This window comes from Methylobacterium sp. 001424705 (assembly GCF_059816145.1).
The window spans coordinates 215,133-236,757 of record NZ_JCBANU010000002.1 but is presented as its reverse complement, the minus strand read 5'-3'; the positions used below and the strand labels follow the sequence as shown (position 1 = coordinate 236,757).

Sequence of the window (21,625 nt, the reverse complement as noted above, 5' to 3'; positions counted from 1 at the left end):
GCCGATGTCCCGCCTCGGCGCGTATTGCCGCCTGGCGCTCTGCGCCGTGGTCTTCCTCGTCATCGTGGGGCCTCACCTCCTCAGCCTGCGCTTCGGACGCGGCCGGATCGCGGCCTGGATGCCGGTGCTGTTCCACCAGGTGTTCGTCGCCCTGTTCGGCCTGCGGGTGACCCAGAGCGGCTCGCCGCCGGCGGCGGATGAACCGGCGCTCGTGCTGGCGAACCACGTCTCCTGGCTCGACATCATCGTCCTGGGCTCCCTGCGGCCGCTGTCCTTCGTGGCGAAGTCCGAGATCGCCGGCTGGCCCGTCATCGGGACCCTGGCGCGGCTGCAGCGCACGGTGTTCATCGACCGGGCGCGCCGGGCCGACACCGCCGCCGTCAACGCCACGGTGGCGCTGCGCCTCGGCCGCGGCGACCTCATCGTGCTCTTCGCGGAGGGCACCACCGGGGACGGCACCCGGCTGCTGCCGTTCCGCTCCTCGCTGGTCGGCGCCGCCCGCGCGGCGGTCGCCGGGGAGGGCCCCGCCCGCATCCGGCTCCAGCCGCTCGCCATCACCTATCCCCGCCGCAACGGCCTGCCGCTCGTCCGCCATCAGCGCCCGGAGGTGGCCTGGTACGGGGACATGGAGCTGGCGCCCCATCTCGCCGCCTTCTTCGACGGCGGCCCCATCGACGTCCACGTGGTCTGGGGCGCGCCGATCGCCGTCGAGGCCGGCACGGATCGCAAGCGCGCCACCGCCCTGGCGGAGGCCTCGGTGCGCGCCGCACTCCAGCGCGGCGTCACCGGCCGGCCACCCCTGGGGCCGGTCTGGTCGGGTCCCCGGATACGCCCCTGCATCAAGGATGGCGCATCGCAGGGGCGAGGGATCGCGACGCCGCAGACGAACCGTGCTATGCGCGGCGCGGAAGTGCTGTCACCGGAATCGGACCGTTGAAGAAAGCCTACGTCAAATCCTACGGCTGCCAGATGAACGCCTACGACGCCGCCCGGATGGCGGACGTGCTGGGTGCCGAAGGCTATGCGGCGACCGACGCGGTGGAGGAGGCGGACGTCGTCATCCTGAACACCTGCCACATCCGCGAAAAGGCCGCCGACAAGGTCTATTCCGAGCTCGGCCGGCTGCGGGTGCTCAAGGGTGAGCGGGCCCAGGCCGGGCACAAGACCCGGATCGTCGTCGCCGGCTGCGTTGCCCAGGCGGAAGGGGCCGAGATCCTGGCCCGCGCCCCCACCGTCGACGTGGTGGTCGGCCCGCAGAACTATCACCGCCTGCCGGACCTGCTGGCGCGCTCGGCCACGAAGCGCGTGGTCGACACCGAGTTTCCGGTCGAGGACAAGTTCGACCACCTGCCGGCCCGCCGCACCCACGGGGTCACGGCCTTCCTCACCGTGCAGGAGGGCTGCGACAAGTTCTGCGCCTTCTGCGTCGTGCCCTATACCCGCGGCGCCGAGGTCTCGCGTTCCGTGGACGCGATCCTGGCCGAGGCCGAGAAGCTGGTGCGCGGCGGCGTCCGCGAGATCACCCTCATCGGTCAGAACGTGAACGCCTATCATGGCCTGGGCCAGGACGGCGGGAGCGCGACCCTGCCGGCGCTGATGCGCGCCCTGGAGCGCCTCCCGGGCCTCCTGCGCCTGCGCTACACCACCAGCCATCCCAACGACATGGACGACGACCTCATCGCCGCCCACGGCACCCTGCCGGCCCTGATGCCCTACCTGCACCTGCCGGTGCAGTCGGGCTCCGACCGGGTGCTCAAGGCGATGAACCGCAAGCATACCGGCGACGCCTATCGCCGAATCATCGAGCGCGTGCGCGCGGCCCGGCCCGACATCGCCCTGTCCTCCGACTTCATTGTCGGCTTCCCCGGTGAGACGGACGCCGAGTTCGAGGACACGATGCGGCTGGTGCGCGAGATCGGCTTCGCCAGCGCCTTCTCCTTCAAGTACAGCCCGCGCCCCGGTACCCCGGCGGCCGACAGCGCCGATGCCGTGCCGGAAGCCGTGAAGTCCGAGCGCCTCGCCGCGCTCCAGACCCTCCTCGACGCGCAGCGCCACGCCTTCAACGCAGCCGCGGTGGGGCACGTGGTCGAGGTGCTGGTGGAGAAGGCCGGACGCCATCCCGGCCAAGTCGCCGGCAAGACGCCCCATCTCCTGCCGGTCCAGTTCGACGCGCCGGCCTCCACCATCGGCACCGTCGTTCCTGTGCGGGTGATCCGCGCCGGCTCGAACAGCCTCTTCGGCGAGGCCCTCGGCGGCACGGCGGCGGCGGCTTGAGGGCGCGTTCCGGCCCCGTCGGTCGATACGCCGCGCCGATCCGCCCCTGTCCGGCGCGCCCCGGGCGACCATCTCGGAATCATCTGCGCTGCGATGCGGCCTCGGACGGTTGGCGCGGACCCCCTGTAATGAATGAAGGACGACGGCGTGCCGGGATCTGAAGGGTCGAGTGGACGCGGTGGCGCGTTGCGCGGGCGCGGCCCGGCGGCGCGGATCGAGGGCCTGGTCGAGACCGAGGAGGTCTCCCTGACCTTCGACGACAATCGACTCGCGAGCCTGGTCTTCGGCCAGTACGACCAGAACGTCGCGCATATCGAACGGCGCCTGGCCGTGACCGCCACCGCGCTCGGCAACCACCTCGTGGTCAAGGGCGGCGTCGAGGCGGCCGAGAAGGCCCGCAAGGTGTTTGAGCGGCTTTATGCCCGGGTGAAGGCGAGCGGCCTGCCCCTGACCCTCGGCGACGTGGACGGGGCGATCCACGAGACGACGCAGCAGGGCAACCTGTTCCCGGCGGCGGAGGTCAGCGCCGAGCCCGACCGGGCCGTGTTCGACCAGCTCGCCACCCGCAAGCGCGGCGCGGTGCGTGCCCGCAACGCGGCGCAGGACGCCTACATCAAGGCCCTGCGCAGCCACGAGCTCGTCTTCGCCGAAGGGCCGGCCGGCACCGGCAAGACCTGGCTCGCCGTTGGCTACGCCGTGTCGCTGCTGGAACAGGGGCACGTGGAGCGCCTGATCCTGTCGCGCCCCGCCGTGGAGGCCGGCGAGCGTCTCGGCTTTCTCCCCGGCGACATGCGCGAGAAGGTCGACCCCTACCTGCGGCCGATCTACGACGCCCTCTACGACTTCATGGAGGCCCGCCACGTCGACCGCGGCCTGCAGACCGGCGTCATCGAGATCGCGCCCCTCGCCTTCATGCGCGGCCGCACCCTGACCAACGCCGTGGTGCTCCTCGACGAGGCGCAGAACACCACGTCCATGCAGATGAAGATGTTCCTCACCCGCCTCGGTGAGAATTCCCGCATGATCATCACCGGTGATCCCAGCCAGATCGACCTGCCGCCGGGCCAGAAATCCGGCCTCGTCGAGGCGGTGCGCGTCCTCGACGGCGTCGAGGGCATCGGCCGCATCACCTTCCGGGACGTCGACGTGGTGCGCCACGACCTCGTGCGCCGCATCGTCACCGCCTACGAGGCCGCGGCCCACGGGGAGGGCGACGCCGACCGCCAGACGGTCTCGCGCCGGAGGCCGCTGTCGTGAGCGCCGGCCGCGCCGGCGAGGCGGAGATCGACGTCGCGATCGAGGACCCGCGCTGGGAGAGCGTCGCGCCCGACCTCGAAGCCTTCGTGATTCGGGCCGTCGAGGCCGGCCTCGCCGTGGCCCCCGCGCCGCCCGAGGGGCCGGTCGAGATCAGCATCCTGCTGGCCACCGACGCGGTGGTTCAGGACCTGAATCGAACCTGGCGCGGCAAGGACAAGCCCACCAACGTGCTGTCCTTCCCGGCGCCGGCGCAACCCGCCCATGCGGGCATGCCGGTGCCCCTGGGCGACGTGGTTCTTGCGTATGACACGATGCTGCGCGAAAGTGCGGAGCAGTCGAAGCCGCTCAGCGATCATCTGGCCCATCTCCTCGTCCATGGCACCCTTCACCTCCTTGGTCAGGACCACGAGACCGGCGAGGCGGATGCCGACGCGATGGAAGCCCTCGAGGTCGCGGCCCTCCGTACCCTCGGCGTGCCCGATCCCTATGCGCCCGACCCCTCTTCGGCAGAACCGCCTGCCGAGCGAGCGGCCCCGTGAGCGGCGATCCCGCCTGACACTCCAGATCAGAGAGACATGACAAACGATCGAAGTCGCGGCGCGGCCCAGGCCGCGCCCAGTTCCGGCGACGGTGAGAGCCAGGCCCGCGAGCCCTGGTACGACCGCCTCCTGCACGTCTTCCACCTTCGTCCACGCGATTCGCTGCGCGACGACATCGAGGACGCGCTGGCCGAGCCCGACACCGGCGAGAACGCGTTCTCGCCCCTCGAACGCGCCATGCTCAAGAACGTCCTCGGCCTGCACAAGGTGCGGGTCGACGACGTGATGATCCCCCGGGCCGACATCGTCGCGGTGTCGATGGAGACCAGCCTCGGCGATCTCCTGAAGCTGTTCCGCACGGCCGGGCATTCGCGCCTGCCGGTCTACGGCGAGACCCTCGACGACCCCCGCGGCATGGTCCACATCCGCGACTTCGTCGACCACATCGCGGCCCGGGCTGAGGCCGGCAGCCGTCGCACGCCGCCCGCGGCCCCGGCGACCGAGGGCGAGGCCGCCCCCGTGCTGCCGCCCCGGGCGCGGCGGGGCGCGCGGGCCCTGCGCACCCTCAACCTCGCCAATGTCGACCTCTCGGCCACCCTGGCCGCCACCCGCATCCAGCGCCCCGTGCTGTTCGTGCCGCCCTCGATGCCGGCCATCGACCTTCTGGTGCGGATGCAGGCGACCCGCACCCACATGGCCCTCGTCATCGACGAGTACGGCGGCACCGACGGCCTGATCTCGATCGAGGATCTGATCGAGGTGGTGGTGGGCGACATCGAGGACGAGCACGACGTCGCCGAGGGACACCTCGTCCAGCGCGTCGACGGGGAGGGCGACGTCTTCGTGGCCGATGCCCGGGCCGGCCTCGCCGAGGTCTCGGCCGCGAGCGGTGTCGACCTCGTAGCGGCGGTGGGCGAGATGGCCGAGGAGATCGACACCATCGGCGGCCTGATCGTGACCCTCGCGGGGCGGGTGCCGTCGCGCGGCGAGCTCATCAGCGGGCCGGGCGATCTCGAATTTGAGGTGCTCGACGCCGATCCGCGCCGGGTGAAGCGCCTGCGCCTGCAGCGCGGCGACGCCCGCATCACCGCGGTGGTGCCCCTGGCGCTGCCCGCCCCGAAGCCCGCGCCCGAATCGCCGGCCGCGTGACGGAGTCGGCATGACCTCGATCCTCGCGGACCGCGCCGGGCGCGGTCCGGCGACGGGACCGCTCGCCGCCCTGGCCCAGTGGGTGATGCTGACCGCCGGCTGGCGCCGCCTCGCCGTCGCGATGGCCTCCGGCGCGCTGGGCGCCCTCGCCATGCCGCCCTTCGGGCTGTTCCCCGCTCTCGTGGTCTCCCTGAGCGTCGCCGTCTGGCTCGTCGACGGAGCTGCCACGGGGCGCCGGGCCACCCGCGGCGCGGTTCTCGCGAGCGCGGTGATCGGCTGGGCCTGGGGCTTCGGCTACCTCACCGCCGGCCTGTGGTGGCTCGGCTCCGCTTTCCTGGTGGAGGCCGAGGAATTCCTCTGGGCCCTGCCCCTCGGCGTCGTCGGCCTGCCGGCGGTGCTCGCCCTGTTCTACGCCTTCGGCTTCGCGCTGGCCCGCCTGCTCTGGTCGCGGGGGGCGCTGCGCCTCGTCAGCCTCGCGCTCGGCCTCTCCGCCTCCGAGTGGCTGCGCGGGCATCTCTTCACCGGCTTCCCCTGGAACACCCTGGGCATGGCGCTCGGCCAGAACCTCTGGCTGATGCAGGGCGCGGCCGTGGTCGGCCTCTACGGCCTGACCGTCCTGGCGATCCTCGTCGCGGCCGCGCCCGCGACCCTGGCGGTCGCCGAGACGTGGCGCGGCCGCTTCGTTCCCCTCGGCCTCGCCGCTCTCGCCCTCGCGGGGCTCGCGGGCTTCGGCGCCCGGCGGGTGCCGGCCGCCGCGGATCCGGTGGTCCAGGGCGTGCGCCTGCGCCTCGTCCAGCCGAACCTGAACCAGGACGCCAAGTTCCGGCCCGAGAACCGTCAGGACATCCTCGACCGCTACCTCGAGCTCAGCGACCGTGCCGCCGCGCCCGACCGCACCGGCATCGCCGACGTCACCCACGTGATCTGGCCGGAATCCGCCTTCCCGTTCCTGATCCAGCGCGACCCCGAGGCCCTGGCCCGGATCGCCGCCGCGTTCCCGCCGGGCAAGCAGCTCATCACCGGCGCGGCCCGGGCCGAGGTGCCGGTGGGCGACGAGCGGCCGCGCTTCTTCAACAGCATCCTGACGCTCTCCGCCGGACCGAAATTCGGCGACATCTACGACAAGGTCCACCTGGTCCCCTTCGGCGAGTACCTGCCGGGCCCCCTCGACGCGACCCTGCGCGCCCTGCACATCCGGCAGTTCGTCTCGATTCCGGGGGGCTTCACGGCGGGCGACCGGGCGACCCAGCGGATCATGACCGTGCCGGGCCTGCCGCCGGTGGCGGCGACGATCTGCTACGAGGCGATCTTTCCGGGGGCGATCGTGCCCGGCGCGACGCCGAACGGTCCGCCGCCGGTGCCGGGGCTGATCCTCAACCTCACCAACGACGCCTGGTTCGGCGACACGCCGGGGCCGCGCCAGCACCTCGCCCAGGCGCGTCTGCGCGCCGTGGAGGAAGGGCTCCCCCTGGTCCGCGACGCCAATACCGGCATCTCGGCCGTGTTCGACGCCCATGGCCGGATCACAGCCAGCCTGCCGCTGGGCGTCGAGGGCGTCCTCGACGCCGATCTTCCGGCGCGCCTGCCGGGCCGGACCCTCTATGCCCGCCTCGGCGACCTGCCCTTCGGACTGGTCTGGGTCGGATGCTTCCTGACCCTCCTGGCGGCACGGCGGCGAAGCGCGTGAAGACCACCCTACGGATCACGGCCCGCCCGATCCTGCTCGGTCTCGGCATCATGCTGGTCGCCTTCAACATGCGTCCGGCCCTGACGACCGTCGGCCCGCTCCTCGAGCGCATCCGCGCCGAGACGGCCCTGAGTGCGGCCGGGGCGGCGCTGCTCACCACGCTCCCGGTGCTCTGCATCGGCCTCGCCTGCACCCTCGGCCCCTGGGTGATGCGGCGCCTCGGCTCCGATCGCGGCGTGCTCCTCGCCGTGGCGGTAATTGCCCTCGGCTCCGGCCTGCGCGGCCTCGGGGGGCTGGGACCGCTCTTCGTTGGCGCCTGCCTCGCCGCCCTTGGGATCGGTCTCTCGGGCGTGCTGCTGCCGGGCCTGGTCAAGCGCGACTTCCCGGGCCTGACGGGCGTCGTCACCGGTCTCTACACCATGGTGCTCTGCCTCGGCGCCGCGGCGGGCGCAGGCCTGTCGGTGCCCCTCGCCGACGGGCTCGGCGGCTGGCCCGCCGCGCTCGCCCTCTGGGCCGTGCCTGCCCTAGCGGCCACCCTCGCCTGGGCCCCCTTCGCCCGGGCACCTGAGACCGCCCCCGGCGCGGCGCGGCGGATCTCCCTATGGCGCGATCGTCTCGCGTGGCAGGTCACCGGCTTCATGGGCCTGCAATCGTCGCTGGCCTACATCATGTTCGGCTGGCTGCCCCTGGTGCTGCACGATCGGGGGCTCAGCGCGGTGGAAGCGGGCTTCGTGTCCTCGCTGATGAGCATCGGGCAGGCGCCGGCCGCGCTCCTGGTGCCGTCCTTCGCGGCCCGGGTCCGCGATCAGCGGGGCTTCGCGGCGGGCCTGCTCGCCCTCTGCGTGCTGGCCCTCGTCGCCCTGGTCTACGGCCCGCTCGCCTGGGCCCTGCCGATCGGGATGCTGCTCGGAGCCGGCCTCGGCGGCCTGTTCGGCCTCGGCCTCACGATCATCGTCCTGCGCGCCCGCGATCCGGCCACCGCCGGCAGCCTCGCGGCGATGTCCCAGAGCGTCGGATATACGGTGGCGTCCCTCGGGCCCTTGAGCTTCGGGCTGGCGCACGACTTGACGGGCACCTGGGCCGCCTCGACGGTCCTGTTCTGCACCATCGCGGCCGGCGCCTTCCTGTGCAGCCTGGGCGCGGGGCGCGACCGCTACGTGGGCAAGGCCTGACGGGCGGAGGGCCGACCGCCGTCGCCCCGCGGCGCCGGGAGCGATCACGCTCCCGTCCGGGCGCGCCCGGAGCGCGGCGCCCTCTGCGTCATGCAGGAGGGCGACGCGTGAGCGTGGTTCGTCAGAACACCCTTTCAGACGTGTCGCCGCGCGGGGTCGCGCCCGCGATGCCGGCCTTGGCGTCGGCCTGCTCGGCGGCGCGCTTGTCGAGGGCGCGCTCCACCACCTTGGCGATGCCCACCATGATGGTGTCGAGGACGTAGTCCTTCGGGGTGTAGACCGCCGTGACGCCCATGTTCTTGAGCACCAGTTCGTCGTCGGGCGAGATGATGCCGCCGACCACCAGCGGGATGTGGTCGAGGCCGGCCTCGCGCATCTTGGCCCGGACGTCCCGCACCAGCGGCACGTGGCTGCCCGAGAGGATGGACAGGCCGACCACGTGGGCGCCGGTCGACTTGGCCTTGGCGACGATTTCGGCCGGGGTCTGGCGGATGCCGTCGTAGGTCACGTCGAAGCCGACGTCGCGGGCGCGCAGCGCGATCTGCTCGGCGCCGTTGGAATGGCCGTCGAGGCCGGGCTTGCCGACCACCAGCTTCGGGGTCTCGCCGAGACGCTCGCCGAGATCGGCGATCAGGAGCTTGGCGTCCTGGGCCGCCCCCGAGGAGATGGTCTCCAGGGTGACGCCGGTGGGGGCGCGGTACTCGCCGAAGACCTGGCGCAGGCGCCCGCCCCACTCGCCGGTGGTGACGCCGGCCTTCGCCGCCGCGATCGAGACCGGCATGATGTTGGCGCCCGAGCGCGCCGCAGCCTCGAGCGCGTCGAGGGCGGTCTCCACCGCCTTGCCGTCGCGCTTGGACCGCCACTCGCGGATGCGCTGCTCGGCCTCCATCTCCACCGTCTCGGAGACGGTGAAGATCGCGCCCTCGCCGGCGGTGAGGGGCGAGGGTTCGCCGGCCTGGAACTTGTTCACGCCGACCACGACCTGATCGCCGGCCTCGATGGCCGAGATGCGCCGGGCGTTGGATTCCACCAGGGCGCGCTTGAGGGCGCCGGTCTCAACCGCCGCCACGGCGCCACCGATGCCGCCGATCTCTTCGAGAGCCTGACGGGTCTCGGCCTTCAGGGCCTCGACCTTGGCGTCGATGACCTTCGAGCCGTCGAAGATGTCGTCGTATTCCAGGAGGTCGGTCTCGAAGGCGAGGATCTGCTGCATGCGCATCGACCATTGCTGGTCCCAGGGGCGCGGCAGGCCGAGGGCCTCGTTCCAGGCCGGCAGCTGCACCGCGCGGGCGCGCGCCCGCTTCGACAGGGTCACGGCCAGCATCTCGATGAGGATGCGGTGGACGTTGTTCTCGGGCTGCTGCTCGGTCAGTCCGAGCGAGTTCACCTGAACGCCGTAGCGGAAGATCCGCTTCTTCGGATCGGTGATGCCGTAGCGCTCCTGGGCGATCTCATCCCAAAGCTCGGAGAACGCCCGCATCTTGCAGATCTCGGTGACGAACCGCATGCCCGCGTTCACGAAGAACGAGATCCGGCTGAACACGTCGGCGAAGCTGGCCTCGTCGAAATCGGGGTCGTCGCGCACGGTGTCGAGCACCGCGATGGCGATGGCGAGCGCGTAGGACAGTTCCTGCACCGGCGTCGCCCCGGCCTCCTGCAGATGGTAGGAGCAGACGTTCATCGGGTTCCACTTCGGCACTTCCTTGGTCGTGAACAGGATCACGTCCTTGGTCAGCCGGAGGGACGGCGCGGGCGGGAACACGTAGGTGCCCCGCGAGAGGTATTCCTTGATGATGTCGTTCTGGGTGGTGCCCTGAAGCCCTGCGAACGGCGCGCCCTGCTCCTCGGCCACCGCGAGATAGAGCGACAGCAGCCACGGCGCCGTGGCGTTGATCGTCATCGAGGTGTTCATCTGCTGCAGCGGAATCTGGTCGAACAGGGTCCGCATGTCGCCGAGATGCGCGATCGACACGCCGACCTTGCCGACTTCCCCCCGGGCGAGCTCGTGGTCGGGGTCGTAGCCGGTCTGGGTCGGCAGATCGAAGGCCACCGAGAGGCCGGTCTGTCCCTTGGCCAGGTTGCCGCGATAGAGCGCGTTCGACTCCTTGGCATTGGAATGACCCGCATAGGTGCGGATGATCCACGGCTTGTCGCGCTTGGTCTCGGCGACCGCTGCCTGTCCGCTCATCCCGGAACACTCCCTCAAGACTGAATTTGATGTGATCTCAAATTGCATTTGACTGCTGTCGATCACTTGCGGCGCACCCTAGCGAAGCGCGTTCGCCACGTCATCAGCACCAAAGACCATCCGCGGCAGCCCAGGTCCGCGCGGTCTCGTCGACGCCCTCGAACGCACGGAAACGTGCCGCCCATCGGGGGGACCGTGCGGTCCAACCCTGATGCCGCAGCCCGGCCTTCCGGGGACGGTCCCAGCGACCTGTGGACAACTTCGCAAAGCTGGGTGGGTCGGGTAGCCCCGTCGCACATCCGCGAATTGGACATTGGTACAAGCCGGCGTCGGGCCGTATCGCGGCGCTGCCGCGGGCGGCAGATCGTCGGGAGGTGGGCCACGGGCAGATAAGCCTGTGTACGAAGGGCGCTAAAGGCCCGGTGCGTCACGAGAATATTGAATACAGGATGCCGTCGGCTCAAGAAGTGGCCTCTTCTTGTGGGCGTGAAGGTTTCTTGGCCTCAGCCGAAAAGATTCTTGGCGGTTCGGGCTCTTGGACGGCTCTCGGTTCGCCGATATAGCGAGCAGCACAAGAAGTGACGGGGAGAGCCAAGATGGCCGCGAGCGCTGCGTCGAGCACGACGGAACTGAAGGACCTGTACGAGATGGGCGAAGTGCCGCCCCTCGGGCACGTGCCGGCGAAGATGTACGCCTGGGCGATCCGGCGCGAGCGGCACGGGCCGCCCGAGCAGTCGCACCAGCTCGAGGTTCTGCCCGTCTGGGAAATCGGCGACGACGAGGTGCTGGTCTACGTCATGGCCGCCGGCGTGAACTACAACGGCGTCTGGGCGGGCCTCGGCGAGCCGATCTCGCCCTTCGACGTGCACAAGGGCGAGTACCACATTGCCGGCTCGGACGCCTCCGGCATCGTCTGGAAGGTCGGCGCCAAGGTGAAGCGCTGGAAGGTCGGCGACGAGGTCATCGTCCACTGCAACCGCGACGACGGCGACGACGAGGAGTGCAACGGCGGCGACCCGATGTTCTCCCCCTCCCAGCGCATCTGGGGTTACGAGACCGGCGACGGCTCCTTCGCCCAGTTCTGCCGGGTGCAGTCGCGCCAGCTCATGGTGCGCCCCAAGCACCTGACCTGGGAGGAGGCGGCCTGCTACACGCTGACCCTCGCCACCGCCTACCGGATGCTGTTCGGTCACGCCCCGCATACCGTGCGCCCGGGCCAGAACGTCCTGGTCTGGGGCGCCTCGGGCGGTCTCGGCGTGTTCGCCGTGCAGCTCTGCGCCGCCTCTGGCGCCAACGCCATCGCGGTGATCTCCGACGATTCCAAGCGCGACTACGTCATGAGCCTGGGCGCCAAGGGCGTGATCAACCGCAAGGAATTCGACTGCTGGGGCCAGCTGCCGAAGGTGAACTCGCCTGAGTACAACACCTGGCTCAAGGAAGCCCGCAAGTTCGGCAAGGCGATCTGGGACATCACCGGCAAGGGCAACGACGTCGACATTGTGTTCGAGCATCCAGGCGAGTCGACCTTTCCGGTCTCGACCCTGGTGGCCAAGCGCGGCGGCATGATCGTGTTCTGTGCCGGCACCACGGGCTTCAACATCACCTTCGACGCCCGCTACGTCTGGATGCGCCAGAAGCGCATCCAGGGCTCGCACTTCGCCCACCTGAAGCAGGCCTCGGCCGCCAACCAGTTCGTCCTCGACCAGCGCATCGACCCGTGCATGAGCGAGGTCTTCCCCTGGGAGAAGATCCCCCAGGCCCACACCAAGATGTGGAAGAACCAGCACGCCCCGGGCAACATGGCCTGCCTCGTCAACGCCCCCCGCGCCGGCCTGCGCACGGTCGAGGACGTGATCGAGGCCGGAAAGCGCTAGGCGACTGAAGCCATCACGGCCTGCCCGTTTCGGCGGGCGGGCTCGGAGCGACCCTCACCTGCCCTTCTCGGAGGGCAGGTGTTTTGCGTATTCCTCACGCTCTTCCTTCTGCTTGATCAGGTCCGCGTAGGCTTGGCGCATCTCGGGCGACACTGTCACCGAACGCGCTTTCTCCTTCTTGCGCTTGGGCGCTTTCTTGAACTGGTTGGTGGTCTCGGTCATCGCCGCCCCTCGTGTCGTGCCGAACAGGGAGCATACGCGCGATGCGCGACGATCGCGAGACGCGCGGACCCCGTCTTTCAGGGGCGCCCCCTGGCTGTTAGATATCGCCCAAGCGCGACGCCCCGACCGTTCCTGGGAGAGGCCGCCGCGCATCGCGAGACCACGGCAACCGGCATCATGGAAAAATTCACCACCCTGGAGGGCGTCGCGGCGCCCATGCGGATCATCAACGTCGACACCGACCGGATCATCCCGAAGCAGTATCTCAAGACCATCAAGCGCACCGGCCTCGGCAAGGGCCTGTTCTCGGAAATGCGCTACCACGACGACGGCTCCGAGAACCCGGATTTCGTCCTGAACAAGCCGGCCTACCGCAACGCCAGGATCCTCGTGGTCGGCGACAATTTCGGCTGCGGCTCGTCGCGCGAGCACGCGCCCTGGGCTCTGACCGATTTCGGCATCCGCTGCGTCATCTCCACGAGCTTCGCCGACATCTTCTTCAACAACTGCGCCAAGAACGGCATCCTGGCGATCACAGTCTCGCCGGAAGACCTGGAGAAGCTGTTCGAGGATGCGGAGCGTGGCTCCAACGCGACCCTGTCGGTAGATCTCGAGGCCCAGACCATCAAGGGGCCCGACGGCGGCACCCTGCACTTCGACATCGATCCCGGCCGCAAGGAGAGCCTCCTGAACGGCCTCGACGAGATCGGCCTGACCCTGAAGCGGGCGCCCGCCATCGACGCCTACGAAGAGAAGCTCGCCGCGCGCGGCTTCGCCTGAATTCGGGCGAACCCGGCCCTCCGCTCGATCGCAGCGCGGTTGGGCTCGGGGTGGCCGGGTCCGGAGGGCGACCGCCCCGGAGCATTCCGCTCCGGCCTCAACCGTTCGTTAACCCTGGTATCGCCTGAATCGGCGATCACAGTTTCGACGAACGCATTGGCGGAGAACACGATGGCATTCGGCCGATCGGGTAAGACGGCGACCCTCTCCTGCGGAGCGGCCGCGGCCCTCCTGGCGATCTGCGCCCCGGCCCGGGCCGACTTCCAGGATTGCCTCGGCAGCCTGCAGGCGCAGGCCGCCGCGCAGGGCATCTCGGCCCAGACCTTCCGGGCGGCGACGGCCGGGATCACCTACGACGAGAAGGTGCTGGAACTCTCTCAGGCCCAGCCCGAGTTCAAGACGCCGATCTGGGACTACATGGCCGCCCTCGTGGACGAGGAGCGCGTCGACGACGGCAAGGCCGCCATGCGCCAGCACGCGCAGGCCCTGGCCAATGCGGAGGCACGCTACGGCGTCGACCGGCACACCATCGCGGCGGTCTGGGGCGTCGAGTCGAACTTCGGGAAGAACCTCGGCAAGATGCCGCTGGTGCAGTCCTTCGCCACCCTGATCTGCGCCAATCATCGCCGGAAGGAGTTCTTCAAGGGCGAGCTGATGGCGACCCTGAAGATCATCGAGCGCGGCGATATCGATCCCTCCCGGTTGAACGGCTCCTGGGCCGGCGCCTTCGGGCAGACCCAGTTCATGCCCACAACCTATCAGCGCCTCGCCGTCGACGGGGACGGCGACGGGCGCCGCGACCTCGTCGATTCGGTGCCGGACGCGGTCGCCTCCACGGCGAACTTCCTGCGCGTGGCCAAGTGGAACAACGGCCAGCCCTGGGGTTACGAGGTGAAGGTGCCGCGCGGCTTCAGTGCCGGCGCGGCGGGGCGTAAGAACAAGAAGGCAATCGCCCACTGGGCCTCCCTCGGCGTCACCCGCATCGACGGCCGTCCACTCTCGGGCGAGGGACCTGCCGGTATCCTGCTTCCGGCCGGCATCGACGGACCGGCCTTCCTGGTGACGAAGAACTTCGACGCGCTCTATTCCTACAACGCCGCCGAATCCTACGGCCTTGCCATCGCGGTGCTTTCCGACCGCCTCCGCGGTCGCGGCGGCATCCAGGCCGACTGGCCCACCGACGATCCGCCGCTGTCGCGGGCCGAGCGCCGCGACCTGCAGGCCCGCCTGACCAAGCGCGGCTTCGACGTCGGCGAGCCGGACGGCAAGGTCGGGTCCAAGACCCGCGACGCCATCAAGGAGGTCGAGCGCAGCCTCGGCATGCCGCCCACCGGCCGGCCAGGGGCCAAGGTTCTGGAGGCGCTGCGACGCGGATGAGCACACGGCGCCTGATCGACTCCGGCTCGCCCTTCGAGTCGGCCTACGGCTATTCCCGCGCCGTGGTGCAAGGCGGCATCGTCTTCGTGGCCGGCACCACCGGCTACGACTATGCCACGATGACGATGCCGGTCTCGGCGGCCGACCAGGCCGAGGCCTGCTGGCGCACCATCGGCGACGTCCTGGGGCAGGCCGGGGCCGGGCTCGCGGACATCGTGCGGGCAACCTACTACGTGACGGATCGAACGGAGGCCGAGGCGGTACTCGGGATCTGCGGCCGGATCCTGGCTGTAATCCGGCCCGCCGCCACGATCGTGATCGTCGCCGGCCTTTTGCGTCCCGAGATGAAGGTCGAGATCGAGGTCACGGCGCTGCTGCCGTAGGAGGGGTTCGTCCCATGGGTGGGCCGCTGATCGCACTCACCGGCGCCACGGGCTTCATCGGGCGGCACCTGCTGCGAAGCCTGTCGCAGCGCGGCTTTCGGGTGCGCGTCCTGCTCCGTCGGCCGGTCGAGGTCGCGGAGGGCGCGAGCAGCGCCGTCGTCGGCGACCTGACCCGGCCGATGAACATGGCCGCGGCCCTCGCAGGGGTCGACGCGGTGGTGCATTCCGCCGGGTTGTCCCTGACCATGTCGGGCACGCCCGAGGACGATTTCCGGTCGTCCAATACCGAAGCGACCCTGCGGCTCGCCGAGGCCGCGGTTCGCGCCCGGGTCCAACGCTTCGTCTTCCTGTCCTCGATTCGGGCGCAGACCGGGATCTCGGCGGCCGGGATCGTGACGGAGTCCGATCTGGCCGCCCCGACCGACGCCTACGGGCGCTCGAAGCTCGCGGCCGAGGCGGCCCTGGCCGAGACGGGGCTCGACTGGGTCGCCCTGCGCCCCGTGCTGGTCTATGGCGCCGGCGTGAAGGGCAACGTCGCGACCCTTCTGCAACTGGCGCGCTCCGCCATGCCGCTGCCCCTCGCCAGCCTCAGGGGCCGCCGCTCCCTCGTCTCGGTGGAATCGCTGGCGCAGGCGGTTGCCGTGGCGCTCGAAGCGCCCGGTCCCTTGCGTCGCCCGCTCATCGTGGCCGAGCCCGACCCGCTGACGCCGGGCGAGATGGTCACGGCGTTGCGGGCCGGCTTCGGACGAGGCGCCGGCCTTCTGCCGACGCCGTCCGTGTTGCTGGGGCTCGCCTGTCGGATGGCCGGACAGGAGGCGGCCTATGCCCGCCTCTCGACCAGCCTCGTCGCGCGCGCGGATGGATTGGCATCGCTGGGATGGACGCCGGCGGGCACGGCACGGGACGGTCTGGAACGCTTCGCCCGCAGCCAGGCATGACGAAGGCCCGGCATCGCCTGCCGGGCCTCGACCGATGCGAATTTTGTCGCGGTCTGCCGGATCAGCGGCGGACGTCGAGCACGTCACCGGACCGGCTGTCGAGAACGACGGAGATGTCGTCGCCCCGGCGGTCCGAACCGCGGACGATCAGGCGCGGGCCGCGGCGGTCGACGCCGTCGACATCCACCAGACCCTCGCGGCGGGCGATGCGGGCAGCCTCACCGCGCGTCAGCTCGCTGCGCGGCGGGCCGCGATCGTCGTAGCCGCGGCGGTAGCCCGGATCGACTTGGACGCCGCCGGGACCGATGGAGATGCCCTGGGCGAAAGCGGGAGCGGCGGACAGGCCGAGGCCCAGGGCCACGAGGCTGCCAACCAGGCGTGTCGAATGGATTCGCATGATGTCTTCCCCCCTCTGACAGGCGCGCCGCCTCGACCCATCGCCGTCGCTGCGCATCCTTCAGTTTGGGGCCTCAATCGACGCAGGTCTGAATTTGTTCCTGAGCAGCGTCAGCGTACCGCGCGAATCGCTGCGGCCACGGCGTCGTCGGTCTGGTCGATGTCCGGCGCGTCGATGTGGCGGAAGCGCGCCTGGATGAGGCCGAAAGCGCCGAAGGCGAAGTGGCCCGCGGCCACGATGGCGAGCAGCACCCAGCCGTAGGGTTGCGCGCGCAACGCCGCGAAGGCGCCGGCCAGACCCTTGACCTCCGAAGAAGCCTGATACCAGGCCGCCGCGATGAAGAACCCGCCGATGATCAGGAAGGCGACGCCCCGGGCGGCGTACCCGAACTGGCCCACGGGCTTGGCCCAGCGGCAATGGTCGGCATCGAGCTTCAGGCGATCGGTGACGTCGCCCTTGAACGCCTTGACCAGGAAGGCGACACCGCCCCCCATCACCCCGAGGCCGATCAGGCCCACGAGCCACAGGCCGAAGGGCTTGGCCAGAAGCCAGGCCGTCCAATCCTGGGCGGCGTCGCCGCCCCCGCGCCCGAGGCCAAGGGCGAGGCTCGCGGCGGTGATGGCGAGGCCGGTATAGATCGCGGCGCTCAGGAGATGGGCGAGCCGGACGGTCAGGCCCTTCAGCGAGGTCCCGCGCCGGTCGGCATCGGTGAGGCCCTCGATAAAGCGCCAGACGGCAAATCCCAGCAGCCCGGCCGCGATCAAACCGACGAGCACCACGCCGAACGGTCCGGCGAGGACCCAGCGGAGCGCACTCTCGCTGTCGCCGGCACGGCCGCCCTGGCCGATGGCGGCCAGCACCGCCAGCCCCCCGACGATGCAGTAGACGATGCCGCGGGCGCCGTAGCCGAATCGAGCGACGCGCTCGATGGTGTTGTGTCCGAGGGTGAGCAAGGCGTTTCCCGGGGTCGCGCGACGTTATCCGTCGGAGGAACGCACAGCCTTGCCGGATAGTGCCACGTAGAACCCGAGACCGTCGCCGGCCGGGAGGGTCTGCAGGCGATCGACGAGGCCCTTGCGCTTCGCGTCGAGGAGCAGGCGCCCGATCGGCTGGAACAGGGTTTCGCCCCCGCCCTCCGGCGGTGGAGCCAGGCGGATCGCCACCGTCTTGCCCTTCCCGAAGCGACTGCGTTCCAGCATGTCCGCGAGGGAGGCCTCCGCGGTCGGACGATTGGTCTCGCGCAGGTCGAGGACCGATTCCGCATCGGTCACCCCGAGCGAACCGCGCAGCTTGTTGGCGTAGAAATCTTCGAAGTGGGGCACCGGGCGGCTCAGTCCTGGCTGGAGACGAAGATGGCGCGCCTCGCAGCGCAACGCCATCGTAGCCGTCCGTCAGTCCCGGGCACAACGGGCTTCGATGCATCGCTCGCGTCCCCGGCGCGGAAGCCGTGCCGGGGACGCGACGACAGGGTGGCTCAGCCGTGCACGAGCACGTTGCGGAACTGCCAGGGATCGCTGGTGTCGATGTCCTCGGGGAACAAGCCCGGGCGGCCGGTCAGCGGGGTCCAGTCGGTGTAGACCCCGACGACGGGGCCGAGATACGGCGTCTGCACCTCGAGGCAGCGCCGGAAGTCCATCTCGTCGGCCTCGACGATGCCGGCCTCCGGGTTCTCCAGGGCCCAGACCATGCCGGCGAGCACCGCCGAGGTGACCTGCAGGCCCGTGGCGTTCTGGTAGGGGGCGATGCGCCGGGTCTCCTCGATGGAGAGCTGCGAGCCGTACCAGTAGGCGTTCTTGGCGTGGCCGTAGAGGAGGACGCCGAGCTCGTCGATGCCGTCCACGATCTCGGTCTCGTCGAGGATGTGGTGCTGCTCCTGCACCTTGCCGCCGTTCCCGAACATCTCGTGAAGCGACAGGACCGCGTCGTTGGCCGGGTGATAGGCGTAGTGGCAGGTCGGGCGGTAGGCGGCGCGCTCGCCCTCCAGCACCGTGTAGTAGTCGGAGATCGAGACGGCCTCGTTGTGGGTCACGAGGAAGCCGAACTGCGACTGGGCGGTCGGCGTCCAGGAGCGCACGCGGGTGTCGGCGCCGGGCTGGAGCAGGTAGATCGCGCAGCGCGACCCCTTCTCCTGCTCACGGGCGTTCTCCGGCTTCCAGGTCTCGTGGGTGCCCCAACCGAGCTCGGCCGGCTGGTTGCCCTCGGAGACGAAGCCCTCCACCGACCAGGTGTTGACGAAGACGCCCATGGGCTTGGCCGACTTGGCGCGCTGGGTGTCGCGTTCGGCGATGTGGACGCCCTTGACGCCGACCTCGCGCATGAGCGCGGCCCAACCGGCGCGGTCCTTCGGCTCGGAGATCTTCAGCCCGAGATCGCCGGCGACGTTGAGGAGGGCCTGCTTCACGAACCACGACACCATGCCCGGATTGGCGCCGCAGCACGACACGGCGGTGATGCCGCCGGGGCTCGCGATGCGGGCGTCCAGGATCTCCTGGCGCAGAGCGTAGTTGGTGCGGTCGCCCTGGCTCTTGGTCTTGTCGAAGTAGAAGCCCGGCCAGGGCTCCGCCACGGTGTCGATGTAGAAGGCGCCGAGTTCGCGGCACAGCTCCATGATCGCCCGCGACGAGGTGTCGACCGAGAGGTTCACACAGAAGCCCTGGCCGCCGCCCTCGGTGAGGAGGGGCGTCAGGACCTCGCGGTAGTTCTCCTTGGTCAGCGCGACCTGCTCGAAGCGCAGGCCGTGCTGATCGGCCAGGGCCTTGTGCGCGTCGGACGGCTCGATGACCGTGAAGCGGGCCTTGTCGTAGGCGAAGTGTCGCTCGATCAGCGGGAGCGTGCCGCGCCCGATGGAGCCGAAGCCGATCATCACGATGGGGCCGGTGATGCGGCCGTGGACGGGCCAGGTGGTGGCGGCTTCGGTCATGGGCGTGATGTCCTTCTCAGAGACGTGTCGTTTTCAGTCGTCGCACGGCGACCGCATGCCTTAGGCGGCGCAAATGACGAACAAGCGACGGGCTCAGTGACGTTTGCGGCTCCGGCGGTCAACCGCCAGGACGCGATCGCGTCATGCGCCATGCACCAAGTCTTACGGAAGATTGAAGGGGCGCATGCCCTGCACGCAGGGCGACATCCCATCTCGGCGCATTGCGAGTGCGGTTCCACCCACCGATATTGCACTGCAACAGAACAAGAGCGACCCTAGACGAGGAAGCGTCCGCCCCTTCGACGCCACGGACATCTGCCATGCTCGCACTCATCGCCTCGCGCCTCGCCGCTCCGGTCGACGAGCCCATTGACCGCGATCCCGGCATCATCACGCTCGCCGCCTCGCTGCTTCGTGCGGTGACGCGTCGCCACGAGGCCGCCTTTCAGCGCCGCTGCGACCTCGCTGCCAAGACCGACTATCACACTGCGATCTAACCGGCGGCTGCGCCGGAACGGCCGTCAGGCGACCCGTCGTCGGGACTCCGCGCCGATCTCGGTCACCGCCGGCCCCAAGGGGATGGGCGCCGCCTGATCCCAGGCGCCCGAAGCCCGCAGGATGCCCCGTGCGCCGGCCAGCGCGCCGGGACGCAGTTCCAGGCCGAGGAAGCGCTCGCGCGCGAACGGACCGGGCATGAACAGCCCCTCCGCACGCTCCGCCGAGAAGCCGAAGCGCGCATAGTAGGGCGCGTCCCCCATCAGCAGCACCGCGCCGTGCCCGAGACGCTCCGCGCGACGCAGGGCTGCCCGCATAAGGATCGATCCGAGGCCGAGCCCCTGGATCGCCGGGTCGACCGCCAACGGCCCGAGCAGCAGGGCCGGACGCCGGGAACCCGCCTCGACATGCCAGAGACGGCAGGTGCCGACGACGCGACCGTCGTGCTCGGCGGCGAGGGCGAGGCCCTCCGCAGGAAGCCGACCCTCACGCAGGCGCTCGGACGTCTTCAGGCGGCGTGCCTCGCCGAAGCAGGCGTCGAGGAGGTGCTCGCGGGCGACGACGTCGCCTTCCACTTCATCACGGATCTGGACCAAGGCCGCACCCCTCCCGAACGTTGGGCAGGCGACAGGACAAATCCGTTCAGGCTGCGGCCGGGGCCGCCGGCCTGAACGGGACGGGCGTGGAGAGTTTCAACGCCGGGCGTCCCCATGGGGAATGCCCGGCATTCGCGTCATGACCGTGACGGCGTTTAGATGACGTATTGCTGAAGGGGCGGGAAACCGTTGAAGGCGACCGCCGCGTAGGTCGTGGTGTAGGCGCCGGCCCCCTCGATCAGCACCTTGTCGCCGATGGAGAGCGACACCGGCAGCGGGTAGGGCACCTTCTCGTAGAGCACGTCCGCCGAGTCGCAGGTCGGGCCGGCGAGTACGCAGGGCGCCATGCGGTCCTCGTCATGCTCGGTGCGGATCGCGTAGCGGATCGACTCGTCCATGGTCTCGGCGAGGCCGCCGAACTTGCCGATGTCGAGGTAGACCCAGCGCACCTCGTCCTCGGCGTCGGACTTCTTCGAGACCAGCACCACCTCGGCTTCGATCACGCCGGCATTGCCGACCATGCCGCGACCCGGCTCGATGATGGTCTCCGGCATGTGGTTGCCGAAATGCTTGGTCAGGGCGCGGAAGATCGCGTCGCCGTACGATTCCACGCCCGGGACCGCCTTGAGGTACTTGGTCGGGAAGCCGCCACCGAGATTGACCATCGACAGGCTGATGCCGCGCAGGGCACACTCCTCGAAGATCGCGGCGGCGGAGGCGAGCGCGCCGTCCCAGGCACCGGTGTTGCCCTGCTGCGAGCCGACGTGGAACGAGACGCCATAGGCCGTGAGACCCTGGCGATGGGCGTGCTCCAGCACGTCGACGGCCATCTCCGGCACGCAGCCGAACTTGCGCGACAACGGCCATTCGGCCCCGGCCCCGTCGCAGAGGATGCGGCAGAACACCTGCACATCGGTAACCGCGACGCCCGCGGCCTCGGCGGCCCGGGCGATCTTCTCGACCTCGGCCTGGCAATCGACCGCGAAGAGGCGCACGCCGAGCTTGAGCGCGCGGGTGATGCAGCGCTCCTTCTTGATGGTGTTGCCGAAGGAGACGCGGTCGGCGGTGGCGCCGGCGGCGAGCGCCATCTCCACCTCGACCACCGAGGCCGTGTCGAAGCAGGAGCCCATCTCGGCAAGGAGGCGCAGGACCTCGGGGGCCGGGTTCGCCTTCACGGCGTAGAATACCCGGGTGTCCGGCAGGGCACGGGCGAACGCGGTGAAGTTGTCGCGCACGACCTCGAGGTCGAGCACCATCACCGGGCCCTCGTCCTGGCCCATGTCGCGGCGTGCGCGGAGGAAATCGCGGATACGGTCGGTCATGGTCGTTCCAACCCACAGGTTCGCGGCCGCCCTCAAGGGGCGCGCTGTCGAATGT

At 70.2% G+C, this 21,625-nt stretch carries 21 protein-coding genes; 13 read left to right on the top strand and 8 right to left on the bottom strand.

Going from position 1 to position 21,625, the window contains the following annotated elements; genetic code table 11:
* The first annotated feature begins 4 nt into the window (after window positions 1-4).
* From AC6EUL_RS03335 to AC6EUL_RS03305, 7 genes are all read left to right on the top strand, one after another.
* A complete protein-coding gene (locus AC6EUL_RS03335; protein WP_499868829.1) occupies window positions 5-937 on the top strand; it encodes a lysophospholipid acyltransferase family protein in 933 nt (310 codons plus the stop codon).
* The gene (gene miaB, locus AC6EUL_RS03330) at window positions 934-2,274 is read left to right on the top strand and encodes a tRNA (N6-isopentenyl adenosine(37)-C2)-methylthiotransferase MiaB (protein ID WP_499868826.1); all 1,341 of its coding nucleotides are present in this window, start codon (window positions 934-936) and stop codon (window positions 2,272-2,274) included. The genes AC6EUL_RS03335 and miaB overlap by 4 nt, the downstream gene beginning before the upstream one ends.
* Window positions 2,275-2,406: 132 nt before the next feature.
* Entirely contained in the window at window positions 2,407-3,531 is a 1,125-nt protein-coding gene (locus AC6EUL_RS03325; RefSeq protein WP_056210906.1) for a PhoH family protein, read from the top strand.
* Window positions 3,528-4,070, top strand: coding sequence for an rRNA maturation RNase YbeY (gene ybeY, locus AC6EUL_RS03320; RefSeq protein ID WP_499868825.1), 543 nt, complete (start codon window positions 3,528-3,530; stop codon window positions 4,068-4,070). The genes AC6EUL_RS03325 and ybeY overlap by 4 nt, the downstream gene beginning before the upstream one ends.
* A 36-nt stretch (window positions 4,071-4,106) precedes the next feature.
* Window positions 4,107-5,219, top strand: a complete 1,113-nt coding sequence (locus tag AC6EUL_RS03315; RefSeq protein ID WP_056353641.1) for a hemolysin family protein — start codon at window positions 4,107-4,109, stop codon at window positions 5,217-5,219.
* 10 nt (window positions 5,220-5,229) lie between these two features.
* A complete protein-coding gene (gene lnt, locus AC6EUL_RS03310; RefSeq protein ID WP_499868820.1) occupies window positions 5,230-6,906 on the top strand; it encodes an apolipoprotein N-acyltransferase in 1,677 nt (558 codons plus the stop codon).
* Entirely contained in the window at window positions 6,903-8,078 is a 1,176-nt protein-coding gene (locus AC6EUL_RS03305) for an MFS transporter (protein WP_499868818.1), read from the top strand. The genes lnt and AC6EUL_RS03305 overlap by 4 nt, the downstream gene beginning before the upstream one ends.
* A gap of 121 nt (window positions 8,079-8,199) precedes the next feature.
* Here the strand turns inward: AC6EUL_RS03305 and AC6EUL_RS03300 are convergent, their stop codons facing one another.
* Window positions 8,200-10,266 (bottom strand): protein meaA, encoded by a 2,067-nt coding sequence (locus tag AC6EUL_RS03300; protein WP_499868816.1) that lies wholly within the window; start codon window positions 10,264-10,266, stop codon window positions 8,200-8,202.
* Between the two features lie 596 nt (window positions 10,267-10,862).
* Here AC6EUL_RS03300 and ccrA point away from each other — a divergent pair.
* Window positions 10,863-12,140 (top strand): crotonyl-CoA carboxylase/reductase, encoded by a 1,278-nt coding sequence (gene ccrA / locus AC6EUL_RS03295; protein WP_056210916.1) that lies wholly within the window; start codon window positions 10,863-10,865, stop codon window positions 12,138-12,140.
* A gap of 54 nt (window positions 12,141-12,194) precedes the next feature.
* Here the strand turns inward: ccrA and AC6EUL_RS03290 are convergent, their stop codons facing one another.
* On the bottom strand, window positions 12,195-12,362 hold the full coding sequence (locus AC6EUL_RS03290; protein WP_200917632.1) for a hypothetical protein: 168 nt from the start codon (window positions 12,360-12,362) through the stop codon (window positions 12,195-12,197).
* Between the two features lie 177 nt (window positions 12,363-12,539).
* Between AC6EUL_RS03290 and leuD the strand changes: the two genes are divergently transcribed.
* The 4 genes from leuD to AC6EUL_RS03270 all read left to right on the top strand — a co-directional run bounded on the left by leuD (window position 12,540) and on the right by AC6EUL_RS03270 (window position 15,840).
* Window positions 12,540-13,142 carry a 3-isopropylmalate dehydratase small subunit gene (gene leuD, locus AC6EUL_RS03285; RefSeq protein WP_056272904.1) on the top strand — a complete coding sequence of 201 codons (603 nt, stop codon included), beginning with the start codon at window positions 12,540-12,542 and terminating at the stop codon, window positions 13,140-13,142.
* Window positions 13,143-13,313: 171 nt separating this feature from the next.
* Window positions 13,314-14,519 carry a lytic murein transglycosylase gene (locus AC6EUL_RS03280; RefSeq protein WP_082501232.1) on the top strand — a complete coding sequence of 402 codons (1,206 nt, stop codon included), beginning with the start codon at window positions 13,314-13,316 and terminating at the stop codon, window positions 14,517-14,519.
* Entirely contained in the window at window positions 14,516-14,902 is a 387-nt protein-coding gene (locus tag AC6EUL_RS03275; protein ID WP_499868812.1) for a RidA family protein, read from the top strand. Before AC6EUL_RS03280 ends, AC6EUL_RS03275 begins: the two co-directional genes overlap by 4 nt.
* Window positions 14,903-14,916: 14 nt before the next feature.
* A complete protein-coding gene (locus tag AC6EUL_RS03270) occupies window positions 14,917-15,840 on the top strand; it encodes an NAD-dependent epimerase/dehydratase family protein (RefSeq protein ID WP_499868811.1) in 924 nt (307 codons plus the stop codon).
* A 61-nt stretch (window positions 15,841-15,901) separates the two neighbouring features.
* Here the strand turns inward: AC6EUL_RS03270 and AC6EUL_RS03265 are convergent, their stop codons facing one another.
* The 4 genes from AC6EUL_RS03265 to AC6EUL_RS03250 form a co-directional block, all read right to left on the bottom strand.
* Window positions 15,902-16,237 (bottom strand): hypothetical protein, encoded by a 336-nt coding sequence (locus AC6EUL_RS03265; protein WP_056210924.1) that lies wholly within the window; start codon window positions 16,235-16,237, stop codon window positions 15,902-15,904.
* A 110-nt stretch (window positions 16,238-16,347) separates the two neighbouring features.
* Window positions 16,348-17,190 carry a DUF1206 domain-containing protein gene (locus AC6EUL_RS03260; RefSeq protein WP_056210927.1) on the bottom strand — a complete coding sequence of 281 codons (843 nt, stop codon included), beginning with the start codon at window positions 17,188-17,190 and terminating at the stop codon, window positions 16,348-16,350.
* Window positions 17,191-17,214: 24 nt separating this feature from the next.
* Window positions 17,215-17,559: a hypothetical protein gene (locus AC6EUL_RS03255; protein WP_056210929.1), complete on the bottom strand. Its 345-nt coding sequence runs from the start codon at window positions 17,557-17,559 to the stop codon at window positions 17,215-17,217.
* 152 nt (window positions 17,560-17,711) lie between these two features.
* Window positions 17,712-19,157, bottom strand: a complete 1,446-nt coding sequence (locus tag AC6EUL_RS03250; RefSeq protein WP_499868808.1) for a homospermidine synthase — start codon at window positions 19,155-19,157, stop codon at window positions 17,712-17,714.
* A gap of 320 nt (window positions 19,158-19,477) precedes the next feature.
* Between AC6EUL_RS03250 and AC6EUL_RS03245 the strand changes: the two genes are divergently transcribed.
* Window positions 19,478-19,654, top strand: a complete 177-nt coding sequence (locus tag AC6EUL_RS03245) for a hypothetical protein (protein ID WP_200917634.1) — start codon at window positions 19,478-19,480, stop codon at window positions 19,652-19,654.
* 24 nt (window positions 19,655-19,678) lie between these two features.
* Here AC6EUL_RS03245 and AC6EUL_RS03240 read toward each other — a convergent pair whose 3' ends face one another.
* Together AC6EUL_RS03240 and AC6EUL_RS03235 are read right to left on the bottom strand one after the other, a co-directional pair.
* Window positions 19,679-20,248, bottom strand: coding sequence for a GNAT family N-acetyltransferase (locus tag AC6EUL_RS03240; protein ID WP_499868806.1), 570 nt, complete (start codon window positions 20,246-20,248; stop codon window positions 19,679-19,681).
* A gap of 155 nt (window positions 20,249-20,403) precedes the next feature.
* A complete protein-coding gene (locus tag AC6EUL_RS03235; RefSeq protein WP_499868804.1) occupies window positions 20,404-21,570 on the bottom strand; it encodes a type III PLP-dependent enzyme in 1,167 nt (388 codons plus the stop codon).
* Between the last annotated feature and the right edge of the window lie 55 nt (window positions 21,571-21,625).